The 24,074-nt window shown below is 70.8% G+C and carries 26 protein-coding genes; 14 read left to right on the top strand and 12 right to left on the bottom strand.

The features are described 5' to 3' along the window. Positions 1–14: 14 nt before the first annotated feature. Genes ABH941_RS09065 through ABH941_RS09085 form a run of 5 tightly spaced genes read right to left on the bottom strand, consistent with a single transcriptional unit; the run spans position 15 to position 4,283 of the window. Entirely contained in the window at positions 15–338 is a 324-nt protein-coding gene (locus ABH941_RS09065; protein WP_370128115.1) for a hypothetical protein, read from the bottom strand. Then, positions 304–744: a hypothetical protein gene (locus ABH941_RS09070; protein ID WP_370128116.1), complete on the bottom strand. Its 441-nt coding sequence runs from the start codon at positions 742–744 to the stop codon at positions 304–306. The genes ABH941_RS09065 and ABH941_RS09070 overlap by 35 nt, the downstream gene beginning before the upstream one ends. Next, positions 741–1,448: an ABC transporter ATP-binding protein gene (locus ABH941_RS09075; protein ID WP_370128117.1), complete on the bottom strand. Its 708-nt coding sequence runs from the start codon at positions 1,446–1,448 to the stop codon at positions 741–743. The genes ABH941_RS09070 and ABH941_RS09075 overlap by 4 nt, the downstream gene beginning before the upstream one ends. Next, positions 1,445–2,155 (bottom strand): ABC transporter ATP-binding protein, encoded by a 711-nt coding sequence (locus ABH941_RS09080; RefSeq protein ID WP_370128118.1) that lies wholly within the window; start codon positions 2,153–2,155, stop codon positions 1,445–1,447. The genes ABH941_RS09075 and ABH941_RS09080 overlap by 4 nt, the downstream gene beginning before the upstream one ends. Beyond that, on the bottom strand, positions 2,136–4,283 hold the full coding sequence (locus tag ABH941_RS09085; protein WP_370128119.1) for an ABC transporter permease: 2,148 nt from the start codon (positions 4,281–4,283) through the stop codon (positions 2,136–2,138). The genes ABH941_RS09080 and ABH941_RS09085 overlap by 20 nt, the downstream gene beginning before the upstream one ends. 155 nt (positions 4,284–4,438) lie before the next feature. Here ABH941_RS09085 and ABH941_RS09090 point away from each other — a divergent pair, with 155 nt between their 5' ends. The 4 genes from ABH941_RS09090 to ABH941_RS09105 all read left to right on the top strand — a co-directional run bounded on the left by ABH941_RS09090 (position 4,439) and on the right by ABH941_RS09105 (position 7,322). Beyond that, positions 4,439–4,930: a pyridoxamine 5'-phosphate oxidase family protein gene (locus ABH941_RS09090; RefSeq protein WP_370128120.1), complete on the top strand. Its 492-nt coding sequence runs from the start codon at positions 4,439–4,441 to the stop codon at positions 4,928–4,930. A gap of 69 nt (positions 4,931–4,999) precedes the next feature. Further along, on the top strand, positions 5,000–5,413 hold the full coding sequence (locus tag ABH941_RS09095; protein ID WP_370128121.1) for a nuclear transport factor 2 family protein: 414 nt from the start codon (positions 5,000–5,002) through the stop codon (positions 5,411–5,413). Continuing rightward, entirely contained in the window at positions 5,410–6,528 is a 1,119-nt protein-coding gene (locus tag ABH941_RS09100) for an acyl-CoA dehydrogenase family protein (protein ID WP_370128122.1), read from the top strand. The genes ABH941_RS09095 and ABH941_RS09100 overlap by 4 nt, the downstream gene beginning before the upstream one ends. Positions 6,529–6,530: 2 nt before the next feature. After that, positions 6,531–7,322 carry an acyl-CoA dehydrogenase family protein gene (locus ABH941_RS09105; protein ID WP_370128123.1) on the top strand — a complete coding sequence of 264 codons (792 nt, stop codon included), beginning with the start codon at positions 6,531–6,533 and terminating at the stop codon, positions 7,320–7,322. Positions 7,323–7,329: 7 nt separating this feature from the next. Here ABH941_RS09105 and ABH941_RS09110 read toward each other — a convergent pair whose 3' ends face one another. Next, positions 7,330–8,130, bottom strand: a complete 801-nt coding sequence (locus ABH941_RS09110) for an enoyl-CoA hydratase (RefSeq protein WP_370128124.1) — start codon at positions 8,128–8,130, stop codon at positions 7,330–7,332. 58 nt (positions 8,131–8,188) lie between these two features. Here ABH941_RS09110 and ABH941_RS09115 point away from each other — a divergent pair, with 58 nt between their 5' ends. The 3 genes from ABH941_RS09115 (at position 8,189) to ABH941_RS09125 (ending at position 10,780) form a co-directional block, all read left to right on the top strand. Next, a complete protein-coding gene (locus ABH941_RS09115) occupies positions 8,189–9,196 on the top strand; it encodes a TIGR03617 family F420-dependent LLM class oxidoreductase (protein WP_370128125.1) in 1,008 nt (335 codons plus the stop codon). 74 nt (positions 9,197–9,270) lie between these two features. Further along, a complete protein-coding gene (locus ABH941_RS09120) occupies positions 9,271–10,077 on the top strand; it encodes an acyl-CoA thioesterase (RefSeq protein WP_370128126.1) in 807 nt (268 codons plus the stop codon). A 100-nt stretch (positions 10,078–10,177) separates the two neighbouring features. Further along, complete coding sequence (locus ABH941_RS09125) at positions 10,178–10,780, top strand: TetR/AcrR family transcriptional regulator (protein WP_370128127.1); 603 nt, start codon at positions 10,178–10,180, stop codon at positions 10,778–10,780. Here the strand turns inward: ABH941_RS09125 and ABH941_RS09130 are convergent. The 3 genes from ABH941_RS09130 to ABH941_RS09140 all read right to left on the bottom strand — a co-directional run bounded on the left by ABH941_RS09130 (position 10,704) and on the right by ABH941_RS09140 (position 13,239). Beyond that, on the bottom strand, positions 10,704–11,462 hold the full coding sequence (locus ABH941_RS09130; protein WP_370128128.1) for an alpha/beta hydrolase fold domain-containing protein: 759 nt from the start codon (positions 11,460–11,462) through the stop codon (positions 10,704–10,706). The two genes, ABH941_RS09125 and ABH941_RS09130, sit on opposite strands and share 77 nt — an antisense overlap. Beyond that, positions 11,452–12,171: an enoyl-CoA hydratase/isomerase family protein gene (locus ABH941_RS09135; protein WP_370128129.1), complete on the bottom strand. Its 720-nt coding sequence runs from the start codon at positions 12,169–12,171 to the stop codon at positions 11,452–11,454. The genes ABH941_RS09130 and ABH941_RS09135 overlap by 11 nt, the downstream gene beginning before the upstream one ends. An 81-nt stretch (positions 12,172–12,252) precedes the next feature. After that, positions 12,253–13,239: a 2Fe-2S iron-sulfur cluster-binding protein gene (locus ABH941_RS09140; RefSeq protein ID WP_370128130.1), complete on the bottom strand. Its 987-nt coding sequence runs from the start codon at positions 13,237–13,239 to the stop codon at positions 12,253–12,255. A 65-nt stretch (positions 13,240–13,304) separates the two neighbouring features. Between ABH941_RS09140 and ABH941_RS09145 the strand changes: the two genes are divergently transcribed. From ABH941_RS09145 to ABH941_RS09175, 7 genes are read left to right on the top strand one after another with little or no spacing between them, the layout of a single operon-like run. Next, on the top strand, positions 13,305–14,849 hold the full coding sequence (locus ABH941_RS09145) for an AMP-binding protein (RefSeq protein WP_370128131.1): 1,545 nt from the start codon (positions 13,305–13,307) through the stop codon (positions 14,847–14,849). Positions 14,850–14,878: 29 nt separating this feature from the next. Next, the gene (locus ABH941_RS09150; protein WP_370128132.1) at positions 14,879–16,060 is read left to right on the top strand and encodes an amidohydrolase family protein; all 1,182 of its coding nucleotides are present in this window, start codon (positions 14,879–14,881) and stop codon (positions 16,058–16,060) included. Beyond that, positions 16,054–17,496, top strand: a complete 1,443-nt coding sequence (locus tag ABH941_RS09155) for a FadD3 family acyl-CoA ligase (RefSeq protein WP_370128133.1) — start codon at positions 16,054–16,056, stop codon at positions 17,494–17,496. The genes ABH941_RS09150 and ABH941_RS09155 overlap by 7 nt, the downstream gene beginning before the upstream one ends. Then, positions 17,493–19,088, top strand: a complete 1,596-nt coding sequence (locus ABH941_RS09160) for a methylmalonyl-CoA mutase family protein (protein WP_370128134.1) — start codon at positions 17,493–17,495, stop codon at positions 19,086–19,088. Before ABH941_RS09155 ends, ABH941_RS09160 begins: the two co-directional genes overlap by 4 nt. Beyond that, the gene (locus ABH941_RS09165; protein ID WP_370128135.1) at positions 19,088–19,498 is read left to right on the top strand and encodes a cobalamin B12-binding domain-containing protein; all 411 of its coding nucleotides are present in this window, start codon (positions 19,088–19,090) and stop codon (positions 19,496–19,498) included. The genes ABH941_RS09160 and ABH941_RS09165 overlap by 1 nt, the downstream gene beginning before the upstream one ends. 60 nt (positions 19,499–19,558) lie before the next feature. Continuing rightward, the gene (locus ABH941_RS09170) at positions 19,559–20,500 is read left to right on the top strand and encodes an LLM class F420-dependent oxidoreductase (protein ID WP_370128155.1); all 942 of its coding nucleotides are present in this window, start codon (positions 19,559–19,561) and stop codon (positions 20,498–20,500) included. After that, positions 20,497–21,597 (top strand): CaiB/BaiF CoA transferase family protein, encoded by a 1,101-nt coding sequence (locus ABH941_RS09175; RefSeq protein WP_370128136.1) that lies wholly within the window; start codon positions 20,497–20,499, stop codon positions 21,595–21,597. The genes ABH941_RS09170 and ABH941_RS09175 overlap by 4 nt, the downstream gene beginning before the upstream one ends. A gap of 7 nt (positions 21,598–21,604) precedes the next feature. Here the strand turns inward: ABH941_RS09175 and ABH941_RS09180 are convergent, their stop codons facing one another. The 3 genes from ABH941_RS09180 to ABH941_RS09190 all read right to left on the bottom strand — a co-directional run bounded on the left by ABH941_RS09180 (position 21,605) and on the right by ABH941_RS09190 (position 23,453). Continuing rightward, a complete protein-coding gene (locus tag ABH941_RS09180; protein WP_370128137.1) occupies positions 21,605–22,024 on the bottom strand; it encodes a hypothetical protein in 420 nt (139 codons plus the stop codon). Positions 22,025–22,140: 116 nt separating this feature from the next. Next, on the bottom strand, positions 22,141–22,968 hold the full coding sequence (locus ABH941_RS09185) for an SDR family oxidoreductase (protein ID WP_370128138.1): 828 nt from the start codon (positions 22,966–22,968) through the stop codon (positions 22,141–22,143). Continuing rightward, positions 22,965–23,453 (bottom strand): VOC family protein, encoded by a 489-nt coding sequence (locus tag ABH941_RS09190; protein WP_370128139.1) that lies wholly within the window; start codon positions 23,451–23,453, stop codon positions 22,965–22,967. The genes ABH941_RS09185 and ABH941_RS09190 overlap by 4 nt, the downstream gene beginning before the upstream one ends. Positions 23,454–24,074: the final 621 nt, after the last annotated feature.

Here is a 24,074-nt window from a genome sequence, read left to right on the forward strand (position 1 = left end):
GCACTGCCTTTCGCTCAGTCGGAGGCAGGCAGCGGCTTCGCTGCCTTGATGGTCATCGGGACGCCGTCGCAGGTCAGCGCACCGGCACCGGAGACGGTGCAGAGCAGTTCGAGCGTCCCGGCGGCGTCGGTGTAGCGCTTGCCGATCAGCGTGGCGACGTCAGGTCCGCCGGACGGCGCGGGTTTCGCGGGGGTGCCGGCGGCCGCGGCGGCCATCGGGCTGCCGCCGCAGGCGATCAGCGGCTGCCCCTCGGGGGCGCGGATGACCACCACCCTGGTCGTACAGACGGTGCTGGCGAGCTGGTCACCGGGGCGCAGCCTCGTTGCCGGTGAGGTCATGATGGTGGTCCCTTTCGAGCAGGCGGTCGGCGAGGAGGGAGAGGTCGTAGGACTGGCGGGCCAGCCAGAACCGCAGGAACCCGATCAGCGAGTACCGCAGGAACAGGGCCGCGCCCACCACACTCGCGGTGATCCCGGCGAGCGCGACGGTGAGGGCGTCCCCCTGGGTGAGCGCGTCGGTGGTGCCGCGCGACATCAGATAGGCCGTCACCGCGAGCACCGGGCCGACCAGCATCAGAACGACTCCCAGGCGCAGCCAGAGCGTGGCTCTGCCCGCGGCCGGGTCCGGGATCTTCAGCGCCGCCAGGTCGCGGACGAAACGGTCCGCGCGGGTCCCGGCGGATGTCTCCGTCGACGTCTCGGCGGTGGGCGTCCCGGCGGTTGAGGTGGGACTGGTCGATGTCACAGCGGACTCCCCATGTAGAGGGCGGAAAGTTCAGCGCGCAACCCGCTGTCGGGGTGGCCCTGCCGTTGGACCCGGCCGCGCACCAGCACGGCCGCGTGGTCGGCGATGCCGAGGACGGCCGCCGCGAACTGCTCGACCACCAGCACGGCCACGCCCTGCCGGGCGATCTCGGCCACCTGCTCGTACAGCCGGCCGACGACCAGGGGCGCCAGCCCCATGGAGAGTTCGTCCAGCAGCAGCACGGCCGGGTCGGTGGCCAGGCCGCGGGCGAGGGCCAGCATCTGCTGCTCGCCGCCGGACAGGGTGCCGGCCGCCTGCGAGGCGCGCTTGGCGAGGATCGGGAACCGCGCGAACGCGATCTCCTCGATCTCGGCGCGGCTGCGGCCGGTGAACGTCATCATCAGCAGGTTGTCCCGGACCGAGAGGTTGGGGAACACCCCGCGGCCCTCGGGGATCAGGCAGACTCCGGCGCGGGCCAGGTGGCGCGGGTCGGCCCCGGTCACGTCCCGTCCGCCGACCAGCAGCCGGCCCGAGGCGGCGGGGTGGACGCCGGCGGCGACCCGCAGCACCGTGGTCTTGCCGGCGCCGTTGGGGCCGAGCAGGGCGACGACCTGCCCGGCGTCGACCGCGAGGTCCACGCCGTGCAGCACATTGATCCGTTCATGGGCGGCACGGATGCCGCGCAGTTCCAGCAGCGCGCTCACGCGTCCCCCAAGTAGGCAGCCAGGACGGTCTCGTCGTTGCGGACCAGCTCGGGCGGGCCCACCGCGATGACCTTGCCCAGGTCGAGCACGTACACCTGGTCGCAGACGCTCATTACCAGGCCCATGTCGTGCTCCACCAGCACGACCGCGGTCCCGTCGTCGGCCAGGGCGCGCAGCAGGGCCGCGAACCGCTCGGTCTCCTCGCCGTCCTGGCCGGCCGCGGGCTCGTCCAGCAGCAGCACCTTGGGGCGCATCGCCAGCGCCCGGCCCACCTCGACCAGCCGGCCGACGCCGGTGGGGAGCGAGTCGGGGGAGCTGTCGGCGATCGCGGTCAGGCCGAGCCTGGTCAGGAGCTCGTCGACGAGGACCGCCGCCCTGCGCCGCTCGGGCCCCAACTCGGCGGCGACCAGCAGATTGTCACGGACGCTCAGCCGGCCGAAGAGCTCCAGCCGCTGGAACGTCCGGGCCAGGCCGTGCCGGGACCGGCCCGTGGGCCTGGCCCGGGTGACGTCCCGGCCGTCCAGGAACACCCGGCCCGAGGAGGGCCGGCGCAGTCCTGAGACGACGTCGAACAGGGTGCTCTTGCCGGCCCCGTTGGGTCCGATCAGCCCGGTGACCTGACCCGATTCGGCGGTCAGGCCGACGCCGTCCAGTGCCCGGTTGCCGCCGAAGGCCACCGTCACCCCGCTAACCTGCAGCGATGCCACGGGCGAGCACCTCCTCGTCCTCCGGGCGCCAGGCGCGCCGTATGCCCAGCCACTCGACTGGCACGTCCTCCGGCTCGGCCGCTTCGACCCGGTCGGCGGAGGCGGCCAGGAGGGCCCGCTGCCGCGCCGCCGCCCAGCTCCGCAGCGCCAGCGCGAGGACCAGCGCGGCGCCGCAGAAGACCCATCCGTTGATCACATCCGCGAGCCGCAGCACCCAGGCCGCCGCGATCCCGACCACCAGCACCGGCAGCGCGATCCGGTCCCGGGCCACCGGCGCCCAGTCGTTGCGCAGGGTGGGCACGACCCCGTCGGGATTGCGGCCGAGCCCCACCCCGGCCAGGCCGGGCAGCAGTGCCACCGCGTTCTGCGACCAGGGCGCGATGGCGATCAGCGCGTTGATCGGCCCGACGAAGGCCGTCCCGGTGAACAGCCCGCTGCCCACCGCGCCGAGGCCGCCGACCACCGCGACCAGGAAGATCGGCAGCCCGGCCACGAGATTGAACTGGGTGGCCGAGATGGACTGCAGCTGCATCCCGAACAGCGCCCCGCCGAGTCCGGCGATCCCCGAGGCCAGGGCGAACACCAGGGCCTTGGCCAGCAGCAGGTTGCCGCCGAGGGTCGCATAGGCGGCCTCGCTGTCGCGCAGCGCGATCAGCCGCCGTCCGAACCGGCTGCGGCGCAGCAGCGCCACCCCGATGGAGGCGAGGGCGAGGCAGACCGCGGCGAACACCATCAGCTGGGACTCGCTGTCCAGGTGCAGGCCGAACAGGTCGGGTCCGACCGCGGTCACCGAGCCCTGGTCGAACAGTCCGATCTGGACTCCGAACAGTTTGAACGTCGGCAGGGTGAAGATCCACTGGTCGAGGACGACCGCGAACGCGGCGGTCCCCAGCGCCAGGTAGACACCCGAGAGCCGTAGCGCGGGGAGCGCGATCAGCGCTCCGGCCACGGCGGAGACCAGGACCGCGACGACCAGCGCCCACAGCTCCCCGTGCGCGCCGAGGTGCGCCCAGACGACCGCGCCGATCCCGGCCATGCTCAGCTGGCACAGCGAGATCTGCCCCGCGTACCCGGCCAGCGGCACATACGACAGCGCCACCACCCCGAGCGAGAAGATCGGACCGTAGGTGATCAGGTCGGGCGGACTGAGCACGGTGGCCAGCACCACCCCGAACGCGACGACCGCCAGGGCGAACAGGGCCGTCCCGCCCATCGTCGGGACCGGGATCTGCCGCAGCCGCCGGTCGCGTCCGCGCAGCCGCCGGTGCGGGAAGGCCAGCAGCGCCGCGAACAGCAGCAGTGCGGGGGCGGCCAGCCGCAGGCCCGGGAGGTAGGCGTTCTGCGGCAGGTAGCCGGCCAGGTAGCTCTCCATGCAGCCGACCACGATCGCGCCGACGAAGGTCATCGGCAGGCTGCGCAGCCTGCCGAAGACGGCCGCGGTGTAGGCGCTGACGATCAGCAGCGAGAGCTGGGAGGCGTCCAGGGTGACGGTCGGGGCGATGAGGATGCCGCCGATCGCCGCCAGCTGCGTGCCCAGGATCCAGGCGACCTGGTTGGCGCGCACCGGCCTGGCCCCCGCCAGCCCGACCAGCGCCCGGTCGTCCACGGTCGCCCGCATCTCCGCGCCGGTCCGGGTCCGGTACATCAGCACCCGCAGACCGATCGCGACGGCCACCGCCACGGCCATGGTGATGGCCTGATGCCAGGTCACCGTGGCCGGACCGATGTGGAACGGCTTCTTGTCGGCGAAGAAGGTGGGGAGCGGCCGGGCCACATTGGGGTCCCAGATCCACCGGGCGGCGGCGATCAGGCCGCTCAGCATCGCCACCGTCATCACCAGCCGTTCGGCCTCGCCCAGCGCCTGGACCGGGCGCAGCACGGCCCGCTCGACCAGCAGCGCGAAGGCCGGCGCGAGCACCAGCAGCACCAGGACGAGGGCCACCGGTACCGGCCAGCCCCAGCCGACGGTGAACTGCCAGTAGGAGAACGCCGCGAGCATGCCCGCCGCACCGTGCGCGAAGTTGAACACGCCGGTCGTGGAGTAGGTGAGCACCAACCCGCTGCCGATCACCGCGTAGATCGCGGCGGTGCTCAGGCCGACGATCCCGAAGGTGATGAACTGGTCCATTACTCGCCGCCTGTGGGCCTGTTGGCGACCGCTCTCGGCAAATCCATGAAATGTCCTCCTCGTTGCAGACTCCAGTGAGTGAGTCTGCTCCTCTCCACAGATGGAAGCTATCTTCTCGTTAATGAAGAATCAATCATTCGAACCAAGGAGGAAACATGGCCAAGCAGCGGTTCGGCACCTCGATCGCGCTGACCGACGACGAACGGGACGCCTTCCTGCGGACCCGGCCCATCTGCCGGGTCGCGACGGTCGGCCCGGACGGACGTCCCCATGTCAGCGCCCTGTGGTTCGTCTGGGACGGGAGCGCGCTGTGGCTCAACTCACTGGTCCGCAGCAAGCGCTGGGCCGACCTCGCGGCCGATCCGCGGTGCAGCGTGATCGTCGACGAGGGCGGCACCGACTTCATGGCGCTGTGCGGCGTTGAGCTGCAGGGAAGCGTCGAGACCGTCGGCGAGGCCCCGCGCCGGGGCGAGCCCGTGGACCAGCTGGTGACCCCCGAGAAGCTCTTCGCCGACAAGTACGCGGGTGGCGGCGAGTTCCACTACGACGGCCGGCACGGCTGGCTCCGGCTGCTGCCGGAGACGGTGGTCAGCTGGGACTTCGCCAAGCTGCGGCAGCGTCCGTTGACGCCGCCGCCGACCTCGTGAGAACCTTCCATCCGTTCAGTGAGAATTAAATTCTCATACATGCCGGTGCCAGGAAGGGCGGTCGGGTCCTTGTCCACTGACGACCTGATGGAGATCCAGCAACTGCTGGCCCGCTACGCGGTGCACATGACCCGCGGGGACATCGACGGCGTGATCGCCGTCTTCACCCCCGACGGCAGCTACAGCGCCTTCGGCGACAGCTACGGGCTCGACGAGTTCCCCGCGCTGGTCGCCGCCGCCCCCAAGGGGCTCTTCCTCACCGGCACCCCCGCCGTCGAGCTGTCGGGGGACAGCGCGACCGGCACCCAGCCGCTCTGCTTCGTCGACCACGCCACCCACGACATGCGGATCGGCTACTACAACGACACCTATCTGCGCACCGCCGAGGGCTGGCGGCTGCAGACCCGGGCCATGACGTTCATCCGCCGCAGCGGAACCCACGACTCGGGCCGCCCGCACGCCTACCAGCGCCCGGACGCATGAGCAGCACGCACGTGGACGGCACGCACATGAACGTCACCGACTTCCGGTCGGGCCTGCGGGCCTGGCTGGACCAGAACGACCTGTCCCCCGGGCCGGACAACTCCCTCGACGGACAGGTCGCCCAACTGGCCCGGGTGCGAAGGGCGCTCTTCGACGCGGGCTGGATGCGGTACGGCTGGCCCCCCACCGTTGAGGGACTGGGGGGGCCGGCTGTGCTGCGCGCCGTGCTCGGCGAGGAGGTCGCCACCCGCGACCTGGCCGAGCCGGGCATCTACTCGATGGTCGAGGTGCTGGTCCCGACACTGATCTCGTACGCGCCGCCCCAGCTGGCCGAGACCATGGTCCCGCGGCTGCTCAGCGGCCGGGAGCAGTGGTGCCAGGGCTTCTCCGAGCCCGGCTCCGGCAGCGACCTCGCCTCGCTCACCACCCGGGCGGTCCCCGAGGGCGACAACTGGGTGATCACCGGTCAGAAGGTGTGGACCAGCCTGGCCCAGTACGCCGCCCGCTGCGTCCTGCTCACCCGCACCGGCCCGGGCCATGGCGGGATCACCGCCTTCTTCGTCGACATGGACTCCCCCGGCATCACCGTCAGGCCACTGCGGACCATGCACGGCGTGGACGAGTTCGCCGAGGTGTTCTTCGACGACGTGGTCGTCCCCGCCGACCGGATGCTGGGCCGCGCCGGGGACGGCTGGCAACTGGCGATGGACCTGCTCCCGCACGAGCGCTCCACCTGCTTCTGGCACCGCATCGCCCATCTGTTCACCCGGCTGGACCGGCTGCTCGACGAGACCCAGCATCCGGACGACGGCGCCCTGGGCGCCGCCTACCTGGCCCTGCACACCGCCCGGGCCCGCTCCCACGCCACCCAGCGACGACTTGCCGCCGGCGCCGCCCTCGGCCCGGAGACCTCGGTCGACAAGGTCCTGCTGGCCACCGCCGAGCAGCGGCTGTTCGACACCGCCCGCGACCTGCTGCCCGGGGTCGTGGAGCTGACGGATTCCCCGTGGCGGACCGAATACCTCTACTCGCGGGCGGCAACCATCTACGGCGGCACCGCCGAGATCCAACGCAACATCATCGCCCGCCGACTGCTCGACCTGGGGAAGGACTGACCATGGAGGCCGCCGAACGGGACCTGCTCGCGGAGACCCTCCGCAAGACCATGACGGCGTCCTCGGGCCAGGCCCTGGACGCGACCCTGACCGACCTCGGCTGGACCGACCTGCTCGCCGAACTGCCGGACCTGGCCGTCCCGTTGGCCTTCCGACTGCTCGGCGAGACCGGCGCCCACGCCCCGCTGCTGAACGACGTACTGCTCCACGCGGCCGGACAACCGCTCGGCGGCCCCCCGCCGCTGCCGTACACCGGCGGTGCGTGGGTGGTCTGGGAGCGCAGTGATGAGGAGAGCACCGCACTCGACAGCGAGCTGCCGCTGCGCATCGTCCCCACCGGGGAGCCGCTCACGGACCCCGCGCTGGCCGCAGGCCGCCGGGCGCTCGGCTGGTGGCTGCTGGGCGCCGGCCGAGCCATGCTCGCGCTCGCCCGCACCCATGTCCTGGACCGCACCCAGTTCGGCCGCCCGCTCTCCTCCTTCCAGGCCGTCCGGCACCGACTCGCCGAGACCCTGGTCGACCTGGAGGGCGCCGAGGCGGTGCTGCTGGCCGCCGAGGACGACCTCGGCTCGCTGCTCGCCAAGGCGGCGGCGGGACAGGCCGCGCTGACGGCGGCCCGGCACTGCCAACAGGTCCTCGGCGGGATCGGCTTCACGGCAGAGCACAGCCTGCACCAGCACATTCGGCGGGCCCTGGTGCTCGACGGACTGCTGGGCGGCGCACGGGAGTTGACCCGCGAGGCGGGAGCACTGCTGCGGGAGACCGGCACGGCCCCCCGCCTGATCCAGCTCTGAGCCGACGTCAGGTCCGCGTCTGCGCACGGCCGCGAGCGGTGACGTCACGGCGCCGGGCGGCGACCTGGCTCGTCCCGGGTCGCCAGGTCTCGGCCATGACTCCTTCGACGTGGTGCGCCTCGTCGAGGGTGGCGGCATTGGCCAGTTGACGGTAGTGCCGGAGCAGCCGGCGCACGCTGCGCTGGTCGTTGCTGACGATGTCGGCCGCCAACCGCCGGGCCCGGGGCAGCAGTTCCTCGTGCGGCACCACATGGTTGACCAGCCCGAGGTCGAGCGCCTCCGCAGCGGTGAGGAAGTTGCCGGTGAGTGACATCTCCACGGCCCGGCGCAGCCCGATGGACTGGGCCAGCAGGACGGTGGCGCCACCGCCCGGCATGATGCCGAGCCGGGCATGGGTGTCGGCGAACCTGGCCCGCTCCGACGCCACCAGGAAGGTGCACTGCAGGGCCACTTCGAGCCCACCGGTCACCGCGACACCGTTGACGGCGCCGATCACGGGCTGTCCGATGACCGGCAGGAACCGGTAGAGGCCGTTGGTGTCACGCTCGGGCCCCTGTCCCGACGTCCGGGGAGCGGCGGTCGGGGGTGTCTCCCCCGAGACCTCCTTCAGGTCGACGCCGGCGCAGAACGCGGGGTCCGCTCCGGTCAGGATCACCGCATCGACGTCCGTGTTCTGCCCGGCCTCGGTCATCGCGTCCCACAGCGCCAGCGTGAGCTCGCGGCTCAGCGCATTGCGGGCCTCGGGCCGGTTCAGCGTCACCGTCGCAACGCGGTCCTCGATGTCGACCAGAACGACAGGCTCGGGCAAGGGACACCTCTTCACAGAGAACTAGATTCTCAGTAGATGCACATCATACTATCCAAAGATGAAAATCGATGGTGGTATCACCGGGCTGACCGGAGCCGCGGCGCGGGCCTGCGGCCTTGAGGCCGACGGCTACGACGCCGCCTGGGCAGGAGAGGTGAACCAGGACCCCTTCCTCCCCCTGGCCGTCGCCGCCGAGGTGACCGACCGGATCGAGTTGGGCACCTCCATCGCGGTCGCGTTCGCACGTTCGCCGATGGCGCTCGCCTACACCGCCAACGACCTGCAGCGGCACTCGGGCGGACGGCTGCTGCTCGGCCTCGGGTCCCAGGTGAAGGCGCACGTGGTACGCCGCTACTCCATGCCCTGGGGCCGGCCCGCGGCGCAGCTGCGCGAGTACGTCCTGGCCATGCGGACCATCTGGTCGTCGTGGCAGGACGGCACGCCGCTGGACTTCCAGGGCGAGTACTACCGGCACACCCTGATGCCCCCGGACTTCACGCCCCCGCGCCACGACTTCGGCCCGCCCCGGATCCTGCTGGCCGGCGTCGGCGACCTGATGACGCGTACCGCCGGCGAGGTGGCCGACGGCTTCCTCTGCCACGGCTACACCACCGCACGCTGGATCCGCGAACGGACGCTCCCCGCCCTGACCGAGGGGCGCAAGCGGGTCGGCGCCACCATGGACGGCTTCGAGGTGGCCAACACCCCGTTCATCATCACCGGCACCGAGCGGGAGATGGAGGCCGCGCTCCCGTTGCTGCGCGGCCGGATCGCGTTCTACGCCTCAACCCCCGCCTACCGGGGCGTGTTCGAGCTGCACGGATGGGGCGGTCTCAATGAGGAGTTGACCGCACTGTCGAAGGCAGGACGTTGGGCCGAGATGGCCGGCCTGGTCACCGACGAGATCGTCGACGCCTTCGCGATTGTCGCCGGTCCCGACGAACTGCCCGCCCGCGTCGCGGAACGCTACGACGGGCTGCTGACCCGCATCACCTTCACCCCTCCGACCAGTCTCGCCCGCGACGCGGTCGCGGACCTGGTCGAGCGGCTGCGCGCGTGCTGCTGAGGGTTGCGAAATCTCATTCTCGTGAAAGAGAATCAGATTCACCCACCCGAACCCGACCCGCACCGGGAGCACCCGTGACCGACCTCTGGACCGACCTGCTGGCCTGCGTGGACCTGCGCGAGCAGGAGGGCGGACCGGGCCTGCGCTACACCGGTCCCAACCAGCGACTGCCCTACCACCGCCTGTTCGGCGGGCAGTTGCTGGCCCAGTTCGTCCAGGCCGCCTCGCTCGCCTGCCCCGGAAAGACCGTCAAGTCCCTGCACGCGCTGTTCCCCCGGGCAGGCAAGACCGACGAACCGGTCAGCTACCAGGTGGAGCGCCACCACGAGGGCGGCACCTTCGCCAAGGTCACGGTGGTCGCCCGGCAGACGTCGGGCGTCGTGGCCACCGCCTCGGTCTCGCTGCACGCCTTCGAGGAGGGGCTCGACCGCCAGACCGACGTCAAGGTCCCCGAGGTACCCACGGACGAGCACCGGATCGGTCTCGACCTGATCCCCTGGGAGACCCGCTCGGTCCGGAGCCTGGACACCCCCGGCGCGGAACCTGCCGAGTTCGACCTGTGGATGCGCACACCGTCGGTCGACCCGCAGCTGGCCCCCGCGCTGACCGCCTACGCGACCGACCTGACCCTCATCGGCACCGCCCTGCGCCCCCTGGAGGGAGTCACCCAGAACGACGCGGGCACGGCGTTCACCTCCGCCGTCACCTCGCACACGGTGTGGTTCCACCGTCCGTTCCGCACCGACGACTGGCTGCTGCTGCGCCAGCACAGCCCGCTGCTGGCGCACGGCCGGTGCTTCGGCCGGGGCGACATCCTCACCCGGGACGGCTCCCTGGTCGCCTCGTTCGCACAGGAGGCCCTGCTCCGCTTCCGGTCCTGAGATCCGGCCTGGGAGCAGCAGGGCCAAAAGCCTCGTCCGGGCGGGAAGGCGCGCATAGTGTGGCCCCGGGACACGGTGTGGTGTGCCGGGAGGGTGCGGAATGATTGCGATGACGACCCAGCGCGAAGAGATCCTCGTCGCGGCGCTGGAGGTGTACGCCGAGCGCGGTTATCGGGGAACCTCGCTCGACACGGTCGCCGAGCGCGTCGGACTGACCAGACAGGGCCTGCTGCACCACTTCCCGAGCAAGCGGAAGCTGCTCATCGCGCTGCTCCAGTTCCGGGAGGACCGCAGCCGCGAGCACCTGGCCGCCGACCACGCGGACGAGGACTGGCCGAGCCAGCTCGCCGAAGCGGTGGCCTTCGACCACCAGAATCCGGTGCTGGCCGAGGTTCACAGCGTGCTGCTGGCTGAGAGCATCACCGGCAGCGACCCGGACCAGCAGTACCTCCACGACCACCAGCAGCTCCTGCACGACCGTACCGTCGCGTTGTTCATCGAGCGCTACGGACCCCGACTGCCCAACGGTCTGACCGCTCAGACCGCGGCGACGGCCGTGCTGGCCCTGGTCGAGGGGATGCAGATCCAGTGGCTGCTGGAGCCGGAGCAGACCGACTATCCGACGATCATGCGGGATGTGATGTCCGTGCTGCTGGGGTCCGCGGCCGAACGCCCCCCGACCGAGAGCCCCACGTCCGAATGAAGGCGGCCATAGCCGTGAGGGCCTCCGAGCGCAGACTCGCCGCGTCCGGCCGTACGTGCAGGTCCACCGTGACCCCGGAGCGGGCCGCGCGGTTGGCGAACTCCACCGAGTCGTCGAGCAGCGGATCGGTGCCCGCCACCAGCAGCTGGACCGGCGGCAGCCCGTGCAGATTAGCGAGCAGCGGGCTCAGCAGCGGGTTGGTCGGCGCGGTGCCCGCGGCGTAGCGCTCGGCCCAGCGTCCGAGTTCGGCCACGTCGAAGGTGGGATCGGCGGTCGCGTTCAGCTGCAGGCTGGGCGCCTGCATGGTGAGGTCGAGCAGGGCCGAGACCAGCACCCCGCACTGCGGCGGCGGCTCGCCGAGGTCCCGCAGCCGCAGCAGCAGGGCGGCGGCCAGCCCCGCTCCCTGCCGCTCCCCCACCACGGCAACCGGACCCTGGGTCCGGCAGTAGTCGTAGGCGGAGTGGACGTCCTCCAGCGCGGCGGGGAAGGCGGTCCGGTAGCGCGGGCAGACGACGACCGCCCCGGTGCGCAGGGCCAGCCGCTCGGCCAGGCCGGGGGCCGGCTCCAGCGCGCCGGAGAGCCTCCGGTCACCGGGGAGGTAGAGGACGACCGTCTCGGTGGGGTTCGGCGGACGCACGACCACGCCGACCGATCCCGTCTCGACCCGTGTCTCACTTCGCACGCGACATCACTCCGTCCACTGCCTGCCAGTGCTCGTCGGCCACCCACAGCTGCGCGAAGAGCCGCGCCGCCTCCTCGGCCGATCCGTCTCCTGTGATCACCTTCTTGACCGCCTGCGCCGGGGCGTTGGCGAGCGATCCGGCCAGTGCGCGCCAGCCCTGGTCGAAGTCGGCCCGTGGCAGCACCTGGTCCAGCAGGCCGACGCGTTGGGCCTCGGCGGCGTCGAGCGTGGTCCCGGCGCCCGCGAGGAGCAGCGCCCGTCCTCGGCCGACCAGTGCCGCGAGCCGCTCGGCGCCGCCCCACGCGGGCATGATCGCGAGCGTGACCTGCGTGAAGCCGATCCTGATGTCGTCGGCCGCCACCCGGATGTCGGCGGCCAGGGCGACTTCGGCGCCGCCCCCGAGGGCGTGTCCGTTCAGGGCCGCGATCACCGGGCCGGGGAAGGCCGCCAGTCGGTCGCAGATCCCCCTCATCCGCAGGGCCATGGCCATCGCTTCCTCCTCGGTCCGGATCGCGGCGAGTTCCTTGAGGTCGCCGCCCGAGACGAAGGCCCGGTCACCGGCGCCCGTGATGACCAGGGCCCGGGCTCCTTCGGCCGCGTCGAGAGCCTTGTCGAGCTCGTCCATGGTGCTCAGGGCGATGGCGTTACGGGCCTGCGGGCGGTTGATCGTGACGACGGCCAGCCCTTGGTCCAGCTCCAGCTCTACCATGCAGGCTTCTCCGAATGAGAGATGAGCATTCTCGTTATGAGCGAACATCGTATTCGCCGACTGGTACCCCAGTCCAGACCGTCAGTCCTCGTAGACGACGGTGACGTGCGGCGTCACCGGCTCCCCCTGGCAGGTGAGGATCCAGCCGTCGGCGATCTCGTCCTCCTCCAGCGCGTTGTTCACCCGCATCCGGGCCTTGCCCTCGGTGATCTGGGCGATGCAGGTGGCGCAGTTCCCCGCCTCGCAGGAGAAGGGCGGCGCGAGGCCGGCCCTGCGTGCGCTCTCCAGCAGGGTCTCGTTGGAGTGCTGGGCGACGGTGTGCCGCTTGCCGGAGAGGACGATGGAGACCGTGCCGTCCAGTTCCCCGTCCGTGGCGTCGTCCACCGCGACAGGGGCGGCGAAGCGCTCGGCGAAGATCCGTTCGGGATCGGCGCCGTGGGCCAGCAGCGCACGCTCCGTCAGGTCCATGAAGGGCGCCGGCCCGCAGAGGTAGAAGTCCGCACCCCGGTCGCCCAGGACAAAGCCGCGCACCTGGTCCTCGGTGACGAACCCCGACCGGTCGTCCAGGTGGTGCCGGATCTCGAAGCGGGTCGGGTACTGCCGGGCCAGCTCGTCCATCGCGGGCCCGAAGATGACCGAGTCGGCGTCCCGGTCGGCCGCCAGCACCCGGACCCGTCGCTCCGTCGTCGCCAGCGCGGTCTTGACCAGGGACAGGATCGGCGTGATGCCGCTGCCCCCGCTGAACGCCAGCAGTGGCGCGGAGGTCTCCCGCAGGCAGAAGAGTCCGGTGGGACGCGTGGTCTCGATGACATCGCCGGGCTGCAGATGGTCGTGCATCCAGTTGGAGACGAGGCCGCCGGGGACCCGCTTCACCGTCGTCATCAGCTCGGTGTCGGTGTCCGGGGAGCTCGACATCGAGTAACTGCGCAGGGTGTCGCAGACCTTGACCGTCAGGAACTGTCCGGCCCGGTAGGAATAGGGGACATCGAGCACATACGTGCGCGTGTCGACGGTTTCCTGGATGATTCGGATGATTCGGGCCGGGTGAAGGCTGTGGTCTCGTCCCATGTATGGAATTTAGCTTCTCTTGCTGAGAGAGTGCAATTCTCAACGTCGAGGAAGGAGCTCTCGTCATGCGAAAGATCCCCGCCGAGCTGGTGCAGCGCTACGAGGCCGAGGGCTGGTGGACCCAGGACACCATCGGCGATCTGCTGGCCCGCGGCCTGGAGGCCGCACCGGGGACCGAGTTCCGGGTGCACTCGGCCGTGCGGCCCTGGGAGGGGACCTTCGGCGAGGTCGAACGGATCGCGCGCCGGCTGGCCGGCGGGCTGCGCGAGCGCGGCGTCGGCCCCGGTGACACCGTCGCGTTCCAACTGCCCAACTGGATGGAGGCCGCCGCGGTCTTCTGGGCCTCGGCGCTGCTGGGAGCGGTCGTGGTGCCGATCGTCCACTTCTACGGGCGCAAGGAGGTCGGCTACATCCTGGACTCCGTCGCGCCGAAGGTCTTCGTCACGGCCGAGCGGTTCGGGCGGATGGAGTACCAGGCCGAGTTGAGCGCGCAGGTGCCCGTGGTCGGGGTGGTGGGGCGGGACTTCGACGAGCTGCTCAGCGCCGAACCCATGCCCGGCGTCATCCGGACCGACCCGGCCGCCCCCGCCCTGATCGCCTTCACCTCCGGCACCACCCGCGACCCCAAGGGCGTCGTCCACAGCCACCAGACCCTCGGCTGCGAGACGCGCCAGCTCGCCGGCTTCTACCCGCCCGACCGGGGCAGCCAGCTCACCTCGGCGCCGGTCGGACACTTCATCGGCATGGTGAACGCCTTCCTGATCCCGGTGCTGGACGGCTCGCCGGTGAACCTCGCCGACACCTGGGACCCGGGCCAGGCACTGGAGTTGATGACGCATGAAGACCTCACCGTGGGCGGCGGCGCGGCCTACTACATGACCAGCCTGCTCGACCACCCCGACTTCACCCCCGGGCACCTGGCGCACATGAAGTACGCCGGCCTCGGCGGCGCGTCGGTCCCGACCTCGGTCACCACCAGGCTGGAGGCCCTCGGCATCACCGCCTTCCGCTCCTACGGCAGCACCGAGCACCCGTCCATCACCGGCTCGCTGCACACCGCGCCCGAGCACAAGCGGCTGTACACCGACGGGAACGCGCTGCCCGGCGTGGAGTTCCGGCTGGAGTGCGACGGCGAGATCCTCAGCCGGGGCCCGGACCTGTGCCTCGGCTACACCGACCCGGCCCTGACCGAGAGCGCCTTCGACGCCGAGGGCTGGTACCGCACCGGCGACATCGGCGTGCTCGACGCGGACGGCTACCTGACCATCACCGACCGCAAGGCCGACATCATCATCCGCGGCGGCGAGAACATCAGCGCGGTGGAGGTCGAGGAACTGCTGCTCGCCATGGACGGCGTGGCCGAGGCCGCCGTGGTCGCCGCCCCCGACGTCCGGCTCGGCGAGCACGCCGCGGCCGTCGTACGGCTGCGGCCCGGCCACCCGGCGCCCACCATCGACGCCATGCGCGCCCACCTCGAACAGGCGGGCCTGGCGCGGCAGAAGTGGCCGGAGGAGCTCCACACCGTCGACGACTTCCCGCGCACCGCGAGTGGCAAGATCCAGAAGTTTCATCTCCGTCGGGACATTGCAGTGCGCCACGACGGAGAATAAGGTTCTCTTATTCAGCAAAGGAGGATCTCATGCCATCACGCGAGCTGCCGTACCCGCTCTTCGACGCGGACAACCACCTGTACGAGACCGAGGACGCACTCACCCGGTACCTGCCCGAGCGGTACCGGTCGGCCATCCAGTACCCGGTGGTGAACGGCCGCAAGAAGATCGCGGTGCTCGGCCAGATCAGTGACTACATCCCCAACCCCACCTTCGAGGTGGTGGCCCGGCCGGGAGCGTGGGAGCAGTACTTCCGGGAGGGCAACCCGGACGGCAAGTCGCACCGGGAGCTCTTCGGAACCCCGATGAAGTCGATACCGGCGTTCCGGGAGCCGGCTCCCCGCCTCGAGCTGATGGACGAGATGGGGATCCAGCAGACGCTGATGTTCCCCACCCTGGCCAGCCTGGTCGAGGAGCGGATGCGGGACGAGCCCGAGCTGATCCACGCCGTCGTGCACTCGCTCAACCAGTGGCTGTACGAGACCTGGGGCTTCAACCACAAGGACCGGATCTACACCACCCCGGTGATCAGCCTGCCGATCCTGGACAAGGCCATCGCCGAGCTGGAGTGGTGCCTGGAGCGCGGGGCCCGGACGATCCTGGTCCGGCCGGCCCCGGTGCCCGGCTACGGCGGCTCGCGGTCGTTCGCGCTGCCGGAGTTCGACCCGTTCTGGAAGCGGGTCGAACAGGCGGGCGTCCTGGTGGCGATGCACTCCTCCGACAGCGGCTACTCCCGCTACTCCAACGACTGGGAGGGCAAGGGGCAGGAGATGCGGCCCTTCGAGGCCCAGGTCTTCCGGATGATGAACGAGTGGCGGCCGGTCACCGACGCGGTGTCGTCCTGGGTCTGCCACGGCGCGCTGTTCCGCTTCCCCGAGCTCAAGGTCTCGGTCATCGAGAACGGCTCGTCCTGGCTGGTGCCGCTGCTCGACCAGCTCGCCAGTGTCTACAAGAAGCAGCCGCGGGGCTTCCTCGGCGACCCGGTCGAAGAGGTCAGGACCCGGATCCACATCAGCCCGTTCTGGGAGGAGGACATGCACGAACTGGCCGGTGTCGTCGGCGTCGACCGGGTGCTGTTCGGCTCCGACTGGCCGCACCCCGAGGGACTGGCCGACCCGGTCACCTATGTCGACACGCTCTCGAAGTTCGACGAGGCGGACCAGGCCAAGATCATGGGTGGCAACCTGGCCAGGCTGATCGCGGAATGCTGAGCACCCCAAAAACCTGGGAGACCATCCCGGGGATGGTGCTGAGCGCGGCCGACCGCTTCGGCGACGCCGAGGCCGTGGTGGACGGCCCGCTGCGGCTCACCTTCACCGACCTGGTCGACCGGGTCCGGGTGGCCGCCGGAGCGTTCGCGTCGGCCGGGATCGAACGCGGCGACCGGGTCGCCGTCTGGGCGCCCAACTCCGCCGAATGGATCATCGCGGCCTTCGGCCTGCTGACCGCAGGCGGCGTGCTGGTCCCGGTCAACACCCGCTTCAAGGCGGACGAGGCGCAGGACATCATCCGCCGCAGCGGCGCCAAGGCCGTCCTGGTCCAGAGCGGCTTCCTGGGACAGGACTACCCGGCCCCGCCCGGCGTGCCGGTGATCGACCTGAAGTCGGACTTCCTCGCCAGCGGCTCGCCGTTCCAGCGCGAGGTGCTCGGCACCGACGTCTGCGACATCATGTTCACCTCGGGGACCAGCGGACGCCCCAAGGGCGTGATGATGAACCACGCGCAGACGCTGCGGCTGTACGCGGAGTGGTGCGACCTGGCCGATCTGCGGGAGGGCGACCGCTATCTGACGGTCAATCCGTACTTCCACATCTTCGGCTACAAGGCGGGCTGCATCGCCTCGCTGATCCGCGGCGCGACCATCCTCCCGGTGCCGGTCTTCGACGTGGACCAGGTGCTCGACCTGGTGGAGCGCGAGAAGGTCACGGTGCTGCCCGGACCGCCCACGCTCTACCACTCGCTGCTGGCCGCACCGGGCGGACACGACCTGTCCTCGCTCCGGGTGGCCGTGACCGGGTCCGCCGACATCCCGGTCGAACTCATCCGCAGGATCGTCAGCGAGCTGCCGTTCCGGTCGGTCATGACCGGCTACGGCCTGACCGAGGCCGGGACCGCCACCGCGTCCAGGCCCGGTGACTCCTTCGAGTCCATCGCGACCACGGTCGGCACCCCCTGCGACGGCGTCGAGCTCCGGATCGCTGACGACGGCGAGGTGCTGGTGCGCGGCTACACCGTGATGCAGGGCTACCTTGACGATCCGTCAGCGACCGCCGAGGCGATCGACCCGGACGGCTGGCTGCACACCGGCGACCTCGGGGAACTCGACGACGGGGGGAGGCTGCGGATCATCGGCCGCAAGAAGGACATGTTCATCGCGGGCGGCTTCAACGCCTACCCGGCCGAGATCGAGGGCTTTCTGATGGAGCATCCGGCGGTCGCCCAGGCCGCGGTGATCGGCGTCCCCGACGAGCGGCTCGGCCAGGTCGGCAAGGCCTTCGTGGTCCGGCGCAGCCCGGTGACGGAGGAGGAGCTGATCGCCTGGAGCCGCACCCGGATGGCCGGCTTCAAGGCGCCCCGGTACGTGGACTTCCTCGACGAGCTGCCGTTGAACGCCAGCGGCAAGGTGATGAAGGACCAGCTGAAGTGAACGACCACCCCCAGAACTCCGCAGCGACGCAGACCTCCTCCGGTATCCCGCTCAAGTCGGTCTACGGACCGGCAGACCGGGTCACCGAGCCGCCCGATCCGGGCCGCTTCCCGTTCACCCGCGGCAACTACCCCTCCGGCTACCGGGGGCGGCTGTGGACCTTCCGGCAGTACTCCGGGTTCGGCACCGCCGAGGAGTCCAACCGCCGCTACCACTACCTGCTGGGGCAGGGCGGCACCGGTCTCTCCGTGGCACTGGACCTGCCCACCCAGTGCGGCTACGACTCCGACGACCCGGAGGTGAGCGAGGAGGTCGGCCGGGTCGGCGTCGCCGTGGACACCCTCGCCGACGCCGAGGTGCTGTTCGACGGCATCCCACTGGACAAGATCAGCACCAGCTTCACCATCAACGGGACCGCCGCGATCCTGCTGGCGTTCTACGTGGCCGCCGCCGAGCGCCGGGGCATCCCCCGGACGAAGCTCACCGGGACCATCCAGAACGACATCCTCAAGGAGTACGCCTCCCGCGGCACCTGGATCTGGCCGCCGGACCCCTCGCTGCGGCTGATCGCCGACACCATCGAGTTCTGCGCGGCCGAGGTGCCCAGCTTCAACGCCATCTCGGTGGCCGGCGCGCACTTCCGCGACGCCGGGGCCAACGCGGTGCAGGAGATGGCCTTCACCCTGGCCGACGGCGTCACCTACTGCGACACCGTACTGGCCCGCGGCCGGATGACGATCGAGGAGTTCGCCCCACAGATCTCCTTCTTCTTCTACACCCACGGCGACTTCTTCGAGGAGATCGCCAAGTACCGGGCCGGACGCCGACGCTGGGCGACCATCGTCCGCGAGCGCTACGGGGCGAGCAGCGACAAGGCGTCGATGTTCCGCTTCGGCTGCGTCGCCGGCGGCGCCTCGCTCTACGCCCCGCAGGCCCGGAACAACACGGTCCGGGTCGCCTACGAGGCGCTGGCCTCGGTGCTGGGCGGGGTCCAGTCGATGTTCACCGCCGCCTGGGACGAGCCGTTCGCGCTGCCCAGCGAGGAGTCCACCACGCTGGCCCTGCGCACCCAGCAGATCCTGGCCCATGAGACCGGGGTGGCCAGGGTCGCGGACCCGCTCGGCGGCTCCTACTTCGTCGAGGCGCTCACCGACGCCACCGAGGCCCGGATCGTGGAGATCATGGAGGATCTGGAGCGGCACGGCGGCATGGTCCGGGCCATCGAGGACGGCTATCTGCAGGGCCTGATCGCCGACGAGGCCTACCGGATCCACCAAGACGTCGAGTCGGGGACCCGTCCGGTCGTCGGGGTCAACCGGTTCACGGCGGACGAGCCGGCTCCCGAACTCGCCACCTACGAGCTGGACGCCGAGGGCCTGGACCGGCAGCTGAAGCGGCTCGCCGACGTCAAGGCCACCCGGGACGCCGCAGCCGTCCGCACCGTTCTCGCCGACCTGGCCCGCGCCGCGGAAGGGACCGACAACCTGATGCCCTATCTGATCGACTGCGCCAACGCCTACTGCACGGTCGGCGAGATGGTCGCCGCCCTCAAGGCGGTCTGGGGCGAGTTCCAGCAGCCGGTGGTGTTCTGATGGCCGCCGCCGCCCGCATCCTGATCGCCAAACCCGGCCTGGACGGCCACGACCGCGGGGCCAAGATCGTGGCGCGGGCGCTGCGCGACGCGGGCTTCGAGGTTGTCTTCACCGGCATCCGTCAGCGGGTCGAGTCCATCGTGGCGACCGCCGTACAGGAGGACGTCGCCGTGGTCGGCCTCAGCATCCTGTCCGGCGCCCATCTCGCCCTGACCGCCCGCGTCGTCGAGGGCCTGCGGGCCGCCGACGCACCGGACATCGCCGTCGTGGTCGGCGGCACCATCCCCGCAGCCGACGTACCCCGGCTGCACGCGGCCGGAGCCGGAGCGGTCTTCCCGACCGGAACCCCGCTGGACGCGGTGGTGGCGGGTGTTCGCGCGCTGACGGCCACGGCCGCACGGGTTGTCTGACGACACGTCAACCACCTGAACCACCTGAGAATAACTGGAGGCACTGTGCGGGTCGGGGTGATGATCGGGCCGGAACGCGGGGACTCCGCGCGCAAGGTCGCGCGGATGATCGCGGATGTGGAGTGGGCCGAGGGCGCGGGGATCGACACGGCATGGGTGCCGCAGATCCCCAGCGACTTCGACGCGTTGACGGCGGTCGCGCTGATGGGGGCGCGGACCTCGCGGATCGAGCTGGGCACCGCGGTGGTGCCGTTGCAGGCGCAGCATCCGATCGCGCTGGCCCGGCAGGCGCTGTCGGCGCAGGCGGCGACCGGCGGGCGGCTGGCGCTGGGCGTCGGCCCCTCGCACCACTGGATCGTGCGGGACATGCTGGGCCTCCCCTACGACCGTCCCGCCGGCTTCACCCGCGACTACCTGGACGTCCTGGACGCCGCGCTGCACGGCCCCGGCCCGGTCGACGTCGAGAACGCCTCGTTCACCGTGCACAATCCGCTGGAGATCGGCCCGGTGGCTCCACTGCCGGTGCTGATCGCCGCGCTCGGCCCGGTGATGCTGGCACTCGCGGGCGAACGGGCCGACGGGACCGTGCTGTGGATGGCCGACGAGCGCGCGGTCGGCGAGCACGTCGTGCCACGCATCACCAAGGCGGCCGAGGGCGCGGGCCGTCCGGCCCCGCGGATCGTCGCGGGAATCCCGGTCTGCCTGTGCCGACCGGGCGAGGAGGACGCGGCCCGCGAACGCGCCAACCGGATCCTCGGGGAGGCGGAGATATCGCCCAACTACCAGCGCCTGCTGGACCAGGGCGACGCCCAGGACATCGGCGGCCTCTGCGCGGTCGGCGACGAGGCGGCCATCGCCGCCCGGTTCCGCCGATTCGCCGACGCGGGGGCAACGGACCTGTCGGTGCGGTTGCTTCCCATCGGCGAGAACCGGGACGAACTGATCGCCTCCAAGCAGCGGACCAGGGACATGCTGGCCGGGCTCGCGGCGGAGTTCCGGTGAGCGGGCGTGCGGCGGGCGCGGGTGCGGTGAGCTCGGGTCATGCGGGTGCGGGGCCGCTGGCGGGCATCCGCATCCTGGAGGTCGGCACCATGCTGGCCGGCCCCTACGCCACCATGATGCTCAGCGACCTGGGCGCCGAGGTCACCAAGATCGAACCACCCGGCGGGGACATCTCACGCCAGGTCAGCGCCTCCTACTTCGCCAGCCTCAACCGGGGCAAGCGAAGCATCCGCCTCGACCTGGACTCCGAGCCGGACCGGACCCGCCTGCATGAGCTCGTCGCGGAGTCGCACGCCCTGCTCGTCAACCTCAAACCGTCGGCGATCCACCGGCTCGGCCTCACCTACGACGCCCTGCGGCAGTGGAACGACCGGCTCGTCTGCGTCGCCATCACCGGCTACGGTCTCCACAACGGCGACGACCCGGCCTTCGACTACGTGGTCCAGGCCGCCACCGGCGTGGCCGCGCTGACCGGCGAGCCATCGGGGCCGCCGGGCCTGCCCGGCTACTCCGCGGCTGACAACTCGTCAGGACTGACCGCCGCGATCGGCCTGCTCGCCCTGATCGTCTCCGGTCGCGGCGGCCAGGTGGACGTGTCGCTACGGGATGTGATGCTCTCTCAGCTCAACTACCGGGCATCGGCCTACCTCAACGACGGAGTGGTGCCGAAGCGCCTGCCCCGCGGCGCGCACTCCTACTACGTCCCGGCCCAGATCTTCCCGACCCTGGAAGGGCATCTGGCCCTGTTCATCACCCACGACGGCTTCTGGAAGTCCTTCGCAGCGGAGGCGGGTGTCGCCGGCTTTCCGACGATGGCCGACCGCGCGTCCCGTCGCGAGGAGGTCCTGGCCGCCGTGACCGAGGCCCTGGCCACCGACACCGCCCGCTCCTGGGAGTCCAGGCTCCGCCCCCTGGGCGTCCCCGCCGCCGCCGTCCGCAGCCTGCCGGAGGCGCTGGCGGACACCCCGGACATGGTCGTGACCGCCGGCGACTTCCGCCTGGTCGCCAGCCCCATCCGGATAGCCGGCCACCAACCGGACTACCGCCCGCCGCCCGGCCTGGGCGAACACAACGGACCTGACGCCGACCCGTTGTGACGGATGGTCACGACGTGCACACATCCCTGAGTTTGGCGGCTGCGGCATTGATCCTGCTGGAGTCCGGGTTGGTGTCGCCGTTCAGAATGGCCCTGTTGTAGTCGGCGATGGACTTGTCCAGGTTGTCAACCGCCTTGTTGACCTTGTCATCGCTGGTCCTGTCGCCGATCTCGGCGAGGATCTTGTTGATGGTGTCGATCGACTCCCGGGTCCGCGTGGGGTCGTAAGCGGAGTCCAGGCCGGCCTCATGGATCGCTATGAGGCTGTCGGCGATCGTACCGGCATTGCCGAAGCAGCCGGCGGAACTGTTGAAACCGTTGACACCGTCGCAACCGGCGACGAGTCCCCCGGTAAGCAGAACGGCGCTCACGGCGACGGCGATGGCGGACGCGCGGCGTCGGCGTCGGTGTTTCACAGACATGTGCATGGTCTCTTCCTCGGATTGACTCAGGATCAGGCTCAGGCTCAGGATCAGGGCATGACTGCGCCGACCTGCTCTTGCAGGAGCCTGCACAGGAACAGGTCGGCGCGCCGGACGGAACGTCAGCTGCGCAGGGCCGCGACGACACCGCCGTCGACCAGGACGTCGATGCCGCTGAGGAAGCGGGCGTCGTCCGAGACCAGGAAGGCCGCGACGGCGGCGACGTCATCGGACTCGCCGGGCCGGCCGAGCGGGGTCCTGTCGATGAGCCGCTGCATCGAGGCCTTGTCGGCCGCCTCCTGCTTGCCCTGCGGCGTGAAGATGACGCCGGGCGAGATGGAGCAGGCCCGGGCGCCGGACGGGCCGAGGCGTACCGCTTCGGCGCGGGCGAAGCGGTGCACGCCGTGCTTGGCCCAGGTGTAGGCGAGTCCGGTGTTCTCGATGTCCGGTCCGACAGTGTCGCGGAGCCGGTCGAGGAACCCTTCGGCGAGGGGATCGTCCAGGACCGCGGCGATGTCCGGGTCGGGGTCGAGGTCGACGCCGGCGATCATCGGCGCCATCGAGGCGAAGAACACCAGCGCCGTCCCGGCGGTGGCGAGCGGCCGCAGACCCTCCGCGAGCAACGCGGTCCCGACGAGGTCGACCTCGAAGATCCGGCGCCAGTCGGCCATCGTGGGCGAGATCCCGGCGGCGTGGATCACGGCCCGCAGAGTGCCGTGCTCGCGGACCCGAGCGGCGAGCCGGGCGATGCCGTCCCGGTCGGTGACGTCCAGGGCGAACGGTTCGACGACCGCGCCCCAGCCGTCCCCCGAGAGCTCCTTGGCAGCCGCGGCCACGGCCTCCTCGTCCCGGTCGACCAGCAGCAGCACATCCACCTGGTGCGCGAGCCGGCGGGCGCAGTCCAGCCCCATCCCGCGTCCGGCGCCGGTGGCGATACCTACGGTCGTCATGAGTCGTCCCTTCCAGTAATCGCTCCGGACGTCGCCGACGGCTGCGCCCAGTACTGCTCCAGATGCGGCTGGACGCCCCGGGTGACCAGCTCGACCCTGGGCCCCTTGGTGCTGCGCAGGAACGCGAAGAACAGACCGCCGTCGGCACCCTGGCGCGTCGCCTCGATCACATAGCCGTGGTCCTCCAGCTTCGCGGTGTCCCCGGCCACATCGTCGGACCAGTAGCCGACGTGGTGGAGGGTGGAGCCGGGCACGGGCTCCCACAGGGTCCCCGGGATGCGTCGCACGATCTCCAGCCGTGGCGACGTCCGCGAGAACGTGCACCTCATGTCGAGAACGGCGGACCCGGTCGGCAGCTCAAGGGCCACCGGGCCGCCGGTCTCGTCGCACCACTCGTACCCGAACAGCGACGAGAGCTGCTCCAGCGTCGCCTCGAAGTCCTCGACGACGATGCCGACGTGGAACTGGTCCTCCGGGTTCAACATACGACCACCATGGTGTCTCCCTTGCTTGCGCCCCGTGCGGGGTGCGGATTCCTTCGCAGGTACGAGAACATCACTCTCTCTATAAGCAACGTACATTCTCAAGGCACCCTGCCGCAGGGGTTGGGCACTGCCCGACCACGTGCTTCGGAGCCCCGGGAACGTTCACCAGAATGTCCGTGCCGACCCCCTCCCGTCGTCGTGCGCCTGCCGACAAACCGGCTACCGCAGACGCAGTAGCGCGCAGTGGCGCAAAGCCGACGGTCGGCCTCATTGGGCGTCGACGATGCGGAACCCGTTCCCCCCAGCAGTGGTGGCATTGGCGCGGGTGGCGGCGGGGGCGGCAGCTGTGGGTGGCTTACATGGCGCCTCCGTTGCCGCCCACCCCCGCCCGTGGCTTGTTGCTGTTGCTCGCTCCGCTCGCGGCGACAGGAGCGGGAGGGGTGCAGGCCGAGCGCCGTTGCCGGGCGGCGGGGCGGTTGGTGGTGCCTGCGGAAACGATTCTTCAGGTAAGTGCCCTATGCATTTGGGCTCATACAAGATTTTCGTAGCTGGTGATCGTCCAGGGGTCGTTGTTGGTGGGGTGGGTGGTTGTGGTGCGTCGTGAGTGGGCGGCGAGGATGA

It is taken from the genome of Streptacidiphilus sp. EB103A, from assembly GCF_041261405.1.
GTDB lineage: Bacteria > Actinomycetota > Actinomycetes > Streptomycetales > Streptomycetaceae > Streptacidiphilus.

What these genes read in the sequence shown, in the direction of transcription:
- ABH941_RS09085 (WP_370128119.1), bottom strand. Translation starts at nt 4,283, where the DNA reads ATGGACCAGTTCATCACCTTCGGGATCGTCGGCCTGAGCACCGCCGCG.
- ABH941_RS09185 (WP_370128138.1), bottom strand. Translation starts at nt 22,968, where the DNA reads ATGACGACCGTAGGTATCGCCACCGGCGCCGGACGCGGGATGGGGCTG.
- ABH941_RS09105 (WP_370128123.1), top strand. Translation starts at nt 6,531, where the DNA reads ATGGAGGCCGCCGAACGGGACCTGCTCGCGGAGACCCTCCGCAAGACC.
- ABH941_RS09150 (WP_370128132.1), top strand. Translation starts at nt 14,879, where the DNA reads ATGCCATCACGCGAGCTGCCGTACCCGCTCTTCGACGCGGACAACCAC.
- ABH941_RS09155 (WP_370128133.1), top strand. Translation starts at nt 16,054, where the DNA reads ATGCTGAGCACCCCAAAAACCTGGGAGACCATCCCGGGGATGGTGCTG.
- ABH941_RS09170 (WP_370128155.1), top strand. Translation starts at nt 19,559, where the DNA reads ATGATCGGGCCGGAACGCGGGGACTCCGCGCGCAAGGTCGCGCGGATG.
- ABH941_RS09115 (WP_370128125.1), top strand. Translation starts at nt 8,189, where the DNA reads ATGAAAATCGATGGTGGTATCACCGGGCTGACCGGAGCCGCGGCGCGG.
- ABH941_RS09065 (WP_370128115.1), bottom strand. Translation starts at nt 338, where the DNA reads ATGACCTCACCGGCAACGAGGCTGCGCCCCGGTGACCAGCTCGCCAGC.
- ABH941_RS09125 (WP_370128127.1), top strand. Translation starts at nt 10,178, where the DNA reads ATGATTGCGATGACGACCCAGCGCGAAGAGATCCTCGTCGCGGCGCTG.
- ABH941_RS09180 (WP_370128137.1), bottom strand. Translation starts at nt 22,024, where the DNA reads ATGCACATGTCTGTGAAACACCGACGCCGACGCCGCGCGTCCGCCATC.
- ABH941_RS09165 (WP_370128135.1), top strand. Translation starts at nt 19,088, where the DNA reads ATGGCCGCCGCCGCCCGCATCCTGATCGCCAAACCCGGCCTGGACGGC.
- ABH941_RS09145 (WP_370128131.1), top strand. Translation starts at nt 13,305, where the DNA reads ATGCGAAAGATCCCCGCCGAGCTGGTGCAGCGCTACGAGGCCGAGGGC.
- ABH941_RS09135 (WP_370128129.1), bottom strand. Translation starts at nt 12,171, where the DNA reads ATGGTAGAGCTGGAGCTGGACCAAGGGCTGGCCGTCGTCACGATCAAC.
- ABH941_RS09100 (WP_370128122.1), top strand. Translation starts at nt 5,410, where the DNA reads ATGAGCAGCACGCACGTGGACGGCACGCACATGAACGTCACCGACTTC.
- ABH941_RS09140 (WP_370128130.1), bottom strand. Translation starts at nt 13,239, where the DNA reads ATGGGACGAGACCACAGCCTTCACCCGGCCCGAATCATCCGAATCATC.
- ABH941_RS09190 (WP_370128139.1), bottom strand. Translation starts at nt 23,453, where the DNA reads ATGTTGAACCCGGAGGACCAGTTCCACGTCGGCATCGTCGTCGAGGAC.
- ABH941_RS09090 (WP_370128120.1), top strand. Translation starts at nt 4,439, where the DNA reads ATGGCCAAGCAGCGGTTCGGCACCTCGATCGCGCTGACCGACGACGAA.